Genomic DNA, 6,617 nt, shown 5'->3' on the forward strand with positions numbered 1-6,617 from the left:
AGTGTCAGCCCCAGCTCCTCCGCCACCTCCCGGATGCCGCCGCGCGCCGGCGCCTCGCCGGCCTCGACGACGCCGCCGGGGAACTCCCAGCCCGGCTTGTACGTGGGGTCGACGAGGAGCACCCGGTCGTCCTCGTCGAAGAGCAGCACGCCGGCGGCGAGCGTCTCGCCGGTGGGCTCGGAGTTCTGCACGATGTCGCAGAATCCGGCCCCGGCACGCAGGCGGGACGCGATCTCCTCGGCGGCCTCGCGGGCGCTCCGACCTGCGGCGTCGACGAGGTGAGCGTCGCCGCTGAGCCAGTGCGGGAAGGAGTCGGCGTGCAGGATCGTTTCGTCAAACGCGACCAGCAAATGCCGCACTTCGAGGCCGCGCGAGGCCAGCCGGCCGAAGATCTCGTCGCGGTGCTCCTGGCGCCACAGCGCCGCCGGCACCACCAGCGGACCGTCCGCCTCCGCGAGCAGCGCCGCCGCCGTCTCCACCACCAGCCGGCGCCACGACGGCAGCTCCTGCTCGTCGCCGACCTCGTCCAGGCGCTTCTGCGGCAGGAGTTCGCGCAGCTGTCCGCCCGTCAGCTCCGGGTCGTAGAGAATGCTCCCCGGTGTCAGCTCCACCAGTTCATGCGCGACGCGGCGCAGACCCGTATCCCATGCGCCGTTCAACCAGACGATCACATGTTCCCCCTCTCAGCAGCCCCCAGAGAGTTGCCCGCTACCCGCTCCCGGGGAAACTCCGTGCGAAGAGTTTGGCCGCAGGGCTACGTCACACCGCCGTAACCCGGCGCAATGACGCCGGGTCGCGGACGAAGCCGGGCCGCAGCCGTGCCCGTACGCCGGCGCGCCCGGTCCAACCGGGCCGTACGGGGTCCGGCAGGGGCCCGTTCGGCCCTCCACCGCCCGCCGCCGGCCGGGCAGGATGACGCCCACCGCCCGCTTCGTGCGGGCCGGGTTCGGCGGCCCGGTCCGGAGGTCAGAAGGGCTGACCGACGGCTCCCCCCGGGCCGCCGACGCCTTCCTCCGGCGGCCCGCCTCCCCCGTCCTGCCCGCCTCACCCCTTCGTGGAGCCGAGCGTCAGCCCGGCGATGAAGTGGCGCTGCAGCAGCAGGAAGACGATGATCGTCGGCAGCGCGACCAGCACGGACCCCGCGGCGAGCAGGTTGTAGTCGGTGAAGAACTGCCCGCGCAGGTTGTTGAGCGCCGAGGTGATCGGGAGCTTGTCGCCGTCGGAGATGAAGACCAGCGCCCACAGGAAGTCGTTGTACATCCAGGTGAACTGCAGCGTCCCCAGCGCGGCCAGCGCCGGGCGGCACAGCGGCAGGGTGATCCGCCAGTACTGGGTCCACACCCCGGCGCCGTCGACGACCGCGGCCTCCAGGATCTCGGTGGGCAGCGCGCGCATGAAGTTGGCGAGCACGAAGATGCAGAACCCGAGCTGGAAACCGACGTTGACGGAGATGACGGCCCAGTACGAGTCGTACATCGTCATCGACTCGGACATCCAGTACGGCAGCTCGATGCGGTTGAACATCACGTACAGCGGGGTGACGATGACCTGCTGCGGCAGCAGGTTGCCCGCGGTGAAGAGGATGAGCAGGAAGAACCCGCCGCGGATGCGCAGCCGGGCCAGCACGAAGGCCGCGAACGAGGCCAGGAACAGCACGATCAGCACGCCGGGCACGGCGATGATGAGCGAGTTGACGAAGTACTTGCTCATCTCCGAGTCGGAGAACGCCTGCCGGTAGTAGTCGAAGGACAGCTTGCGGGGGAAGGAGAAGTAGCCGTGCTCGGCGGTCTCCTCGTACGGGCGCAGCGAGGCGTACACGGCGAGCAGCAGCGGCGCCAGGAAGGCCAGCGAGACCCCGCCGAGGAAGATGTGCACGCCGAACCGGCCGCGGCGCGGCCGCTTCCCGGCCGCCGGGTCCGGCTGCCCGGACGTGGCCGCGGCGGGGCGCGGCGCGGTCGCGGTGGGTACGTCGGCGGTCATCGGTGCTCCTCCCCGCGCATCTCCTGCACCAGGTACGTCACGATGAACCCCAGGGAGACGGTGAGCAGCACCACGGCGATGGCGGAGCCGAAGCCGATGCGGCTGGCCTCGCCGATGATGTTGTCGGTGACGAGCACGGAGAGCAGCTCCAGGCCGTTTCTGCCCTTGTTGATGGCGTAGACGATGTCGAAGGCGCGTAGCGCCTCGATGACGGTGATGACGAGGACGACGACGTTGACCGGGCGCATCGTGGGGAAGACCACGCGCAGGAAGGTCTGCCGCTCGTTCGCGCCGTCGATGGCGGCGGCCTCCTTCAGCTCGGGCGCCACGGCCTTGAGCCCGGCCAGGTAGAGGATCATCACGTAGCCGGTGTGCCGCCAGCCGGCGGCCAGCAGCACCATCCAGATGTTGAGGTCGCGGTCGCCGAGCCAGTCGGTGGGGTTGTTCTCGTTGCCGAGGATGGCGTTCAGCGCGCCCTGGTCGCGGGAGAAGACCAGTTGGGCGATGAAGCCGACGACGGCGAGGGAGAGCACCACCGGCAGGTAGATCGTGGACTGGTAGAAGCGCGAGAAGCGCACGCCGCGGTCGATGACGACCGCGAGCAGCAGCCCGAAGGGGGTGGCCACCAGGCCCAGGAACGCGATCCACAGCAGGTTGTTGCGCACCGCGGGCCAGAACGGCGGGTAGTCGCCGCCGGCGAGCGTGTCGTAGTTGTCGCCGCCGACCCAGTTCAGGTCGGACAGCCCGTCCCAGGAGGAGAAGGACAGGGTGATGGAGGCGACGGTCGGCCCCCAGATGATGAACAGGTCCAGCAGGATGGTGAAGCCCAGCAGCACGCCGATGACGGCGAGGTCGCGGCGGGTGAACCGCCGCGGACCCCGCCGTCGGGTGCGCCGCGCGTGGGTGACGAGCGGCACGGCGGGCTACTCCTGGCTCTCGGTGAAGATGGTCTTCTTCTGGCTCTCGATGCCGTTGAGCAGGCCGTCGATGTCGTCGGGGTCGTCGATGAAGTCCTGGAGGGCCTTGATCATGACCGTCGAGGCGAAGTCGGGGCGGGTGTCCCGGTCGAGGAACTGGGATATCTGCTTGGCGTTCGAGACCATCTCCGCCGCCTTCTTCTGCAGCGTCGAGTAGGCCGAGGTGTCGGCGCCGGAGTGCACGGCGACGTTGTTGGGGTCGGACTTCAGGTACGCGTCCTCGGCGGCCGGTGTGGCGAGGAACTTCAGCAGTTCCCGCGCGCCGTCCTCGTTCTTGACCTTGGACGACATCAGGAAGCCGTCGATGGGCGCCTCGACCGCGTCCTGCCCGTGCTCGGGGGATATCTCGGGGAACGGGAAGAAGTCGAGGTCCTCGCGGTCGGCCTCGGGGAACTGCTGGCCGGGGTGCGGCAGGCCGAGCACGGCCATGCCGGTCTTCTTCTGCGCCAGCGACTGCGCGGCCTCCTGCCAGGTGCGGCCGTTGGCGCCCTTGTCGTGGTACGGCATGAGGCCGCGCCACAGGTCGAAGACCTCGCGTACCCGGGGGTCGGTCCAGGACTCCTCGCCGGCCATCAGCGACTTGTGGAACTCGTACCCGTTGGCGCGCATGTCGAGGTAGTCGAACGTGCCCATGGCCGGCCAGCCGTCCTTGTCGCCGAAGGCGAACGGGACGAGGCCGTCCTTCTGCATCTGCTTGGCCAGGGCGGTGTACTGGTCGAACGTCGCCGGTATCTCGTAGCCGCCCTGCTCGAAGACGCTCTTCCGGTAGAAGACCGCCCACGGGTAGTAGTAGTACGGCACGAAGTACTGCTTGCCGTCGGCGCCGGTGGACTGGTCCTTCAGCGCGCCGGAGAACCCGTCGAAGCCCTTCCACAGGTCGCTGATGTCCGTCAGCAGCCCGCGTTCGGCGAAGAACTGCATGCGGTAGCCGGCGAACCACATGAACACGTCGTCCGGCTGGCCCTGCAGGTAGCGGTTGATGTTCTCCTGGAACGTGTTGTGGTCGACGGTGTTGACCTCGACCGTCTTCTTGGACTTCTTCTCAAACAGGTCGAACGCGTCCTGGAACGCCTTGCGGGGCACCTCGTCGGAGGCGTTGGATCCCAGGGTCACGGTCTTGCCGTCGCCGCCCGGGCCGCTTCCGCAGGCGGCGAGCAGGGTCGGCAGGGTGACGGCACCGGCGCCCAGAGCGGCTCCTCGCAGCAGACTCCGGCGCGTCATCGGTGGTGCGGTGGTGGGGCGGCCTACAGTCCTGCTGGCAGAAGATGAGGCGCTCATCGCTCCCCTTCCGTGGAGTGTTAACCAAACACAACCGAACGAAGATTGTGGGATCACACCTCCACCCACCGGCACTGTCAAGGGTTTTGACCGAGTGTCAGCCAACTGTTACCGCATCTCTTCCGACAGAAGCGAACAAGCTCTACCGTAAACGCTCGTGTGACGCGTCCATGACCCAACACGTTCGCAGCACCCCACCCAGAGGAGTGGATCCGATGCGGAAACTCCCATCCGCACGAAGAGCCGCCAGGCCGTACGCGCGCGCGGTGATCGGTGCCGCGGGAGCGGTCGCGCTCTGCGCGGCCCTGACCGCGCCGGCCGTGGCGGCACCCACGGGAACCCAGACGCAGAGCGCGACCGCCGCCGCGAAGCCGGCGGCCCAGCAGAAAACCCGGCCCGCCGCGCAAGCGGAGGTCCGGCTGCCCGACGGACTGGCGAAGACCCCGCCGATGGGCTTCAACAACTGGAACTCCACCCACTGCCGGGCGGAGTTCGACGAGGACATGGTCAAGGGCATCGCCGACATCTTCGTCGAACGGGGCCTGAAGGACGCCGGCTACGAGTACGTGAACCTCGACGACTGCTGGGCCCTCCCCGAGCGCGACGCGGACGGCAAGCTCGTCCCCGACCCCGTGCGCTTCCCCGACGGGATCAAGGCCGTGGCCGACTACGTCCACTCCAAGGGCCTGAAGATCGGCATCTACACCAGCGCCGGCACCAAGACCTGCAACTCCGCCGGCTTCCCCGGTGCCCTCGGGCACGAGGAGAGCGACGCGATGCAGTTCGCCGAGTGGGGCATCGACTACCTCAAGTACGACAACTGCAACAACCAGGGCGTCGACGCGATCCAGCGCTACACCAAGATGCGCGACGCGCTGCAGGCCGCCTCCGAGACCACCGGCCGGCCCATCGTCTACAGCATCTGCGAGTGGGGCCAGAACAAGCCGTGGGAGTGGGCGGCGGACGTCGGCCACCTGTGGCGTACGACCGGTGACATCAGCGACAACTGGTCGAGCATGCTCGGCATCATGAAGCAGAACCTGCCGCTCGCCGAGTACGCCGGCCCGGGCCGCTGGAACGACCCGGACATGCTGGAGGTCGGCAACGGCGGCATGACCGACACCGAGTACCGCACGCACTTCTCGATGTGGTCCATCATGGCGGCGCCGCTGCTCATCGGCTCCGACCTGCGCACCGCCGACGAGGCGACGTTCGAGATCCTGGAGAACACGGACGTCATCGCCGTCGACCAGGACCCGCTGGGCAAGCAGGGCGCGGTGGTCACCTCCGAGGGCGGCCGCTGGGTCGTCTCCAAGGAGATGGCCGACGGCAGCCGCGCCGTGGCGCTCTTCAACGAGTCGAACGCGCCGCAGCGCATCTCCACCACCGCGGAGGCCGTCGGCCTGCCCGCCGCGGAGGGCTACCGGCTGCGCGACCTGTGGCAGCACGCGGACTACAACACCGGCGGCGAGATCTCCGCGTCGGTGCCCGCGCACGGCACCGTGCTGTACCGCGTCTGGCCCGGTGACGGCGCCGGCTCCTACCCGCCGGCCGCCGAGTTCGGCGTCGACTCCGCGCCGTACGTCGAGGCGGGCGGCGAGGCCGAGGTGACGACGACGTTCCGCAACACCGGCATCACCCCGGCGAATAACGTCGGCGTCGCGCTCGACGCCCCCGCCGGCTGGCAGGTGGAGACCGGCTCCCCCACCACCGCGAAGAAGGTGGCGCCCGGCGGCGAGCTGACCACCACCTGGCAGCTCACCGCCCCCGCGGACGCCGCCACGGGCCGGCAGGAGTTCCCGCTGACCGCCGACTACGCGGCGCCGTCCGGCCAGGCGGTGTCGCTGACCTCGGCGGGCACCGCGTACGTGGTCGCGAGCCCGCCCGCGGGGACGACGTACGCGAGCGACTGGGAGTGGCTGGACGCCGGCAACGGCTGGGGTCCGGTGGAGCGGGACACCAGCGTCGGCGAGCAGCAGGCCGGCGACGGGAAGCCGCTGACGATCGGCGGCGAGACGTTCGCCAGGGGCCTGGGCGTGCACGCCGCCAGCGACATCGGGTTCTACGCGGGCCGGGAGTGCGAGACGTTCGACGCCCGGGTCGGGCTGGACGACGAGTCCGGGAACAACGGCTCGGTGTCCTTCGAGGTCTGGGCGGACGGCGCCAAGGTCGCGGACTCCGGCGTGCTGACGAGCGACGAGCCGGCGCAGCCGCTGTCCGCGGACATCGGCGACGCGCAGACCGTACGGCTCGTCGTCACGGACGGCGGCGACGGCGTGGACTACGACCACGCCGACTGGGCGGACGCGCGGTTCACCTGCTGACGCCCCGCCGCGCACCGCGCTGAGAGAGGGCGGGTGCGCCGCCGCGCCTGACGCACGC

General features: G+C 69.7%; 5 protein-coding genes. 1 reads left to right on the plus strand and 4 read right to left on the minus strand.

Annotated elements, in window-relative coordinates; all coding sequences use genetic code 11:
- From H5J30_RS13475 to H5J30_RS13490, 4 genes are all read right to left on the minus strand, one after another.
- Positions 1-671: NUDIX domain-containing protein (locus H5J30_RS13475; protein ID WP_181787672.1), on the minus strand; the 671-nt coding region annotated here is incomplete at its 3' end.
- 373 nt (positions 672-1,044) lie between these two features.
- Complete coding sequence (locus H5J30_RS13480; protein WP_181787673.1) at positions 1,045-1,980, minus strand: carbohydrate ABC transporter permease; 936 nt, start codon at positions 1,978-1,980, stop codon at positions 1,045-1,047.
- Entirely contained in the window at positions 1,977-2,897 is a 921-nt protein-coding gene (locus H5J30_RS13485) for a carbohydrate ABC transporter permease (protein WP_181787674.1), read from the minus strand. The genes H5J30_RS13480 and H5J30_RS13485 overlap by 4 nt, the downstream gene beginning before the upstream one ends.
- A 6-nt stretch (positions 2,898-2,903) precedes the next feature.
- The gene (locus H5J30_RS13490; RefSeq protein WP_181787675.1) at positions 2,904-4,178 is read right to left on the minus strand and encodes an ABC transporter substrate-binding protein; all 1,275 of its coding nucleotides are present in this window, start codon (positions 4,176-4,178) and stop codon (positions 2,904-2,906) included.
- 272 nt (positions 4,179-4,450) lie between these two features.
- On the opposite strand from H5J30_RS13490, the gene H5J30_RS13495 reads away from it, so the two are divergent.
- Positions 4,451-6,559, plus strand: coding sequence for an NPCBM/NEW2 domain-containing protein (locus H5J30_RS13495; protein WP_181787676.1), 2,109 nt, complete (start codon positions 4,451-4,453; stop codon positions 6,557-6,559).
- Positions 6,560-6,617 lie beyond the last annotated feature (58 nt).

The organism is Streptomyces phytophilus (genome assembly GCF_013870535.1).
GTDB classification, from domain to species: Bacteria; Actinomycetota; Actinomycetes; order Streptomycetales; family Streptomycetaceae; genus Streptomyces; species Streptomyces phytophilus.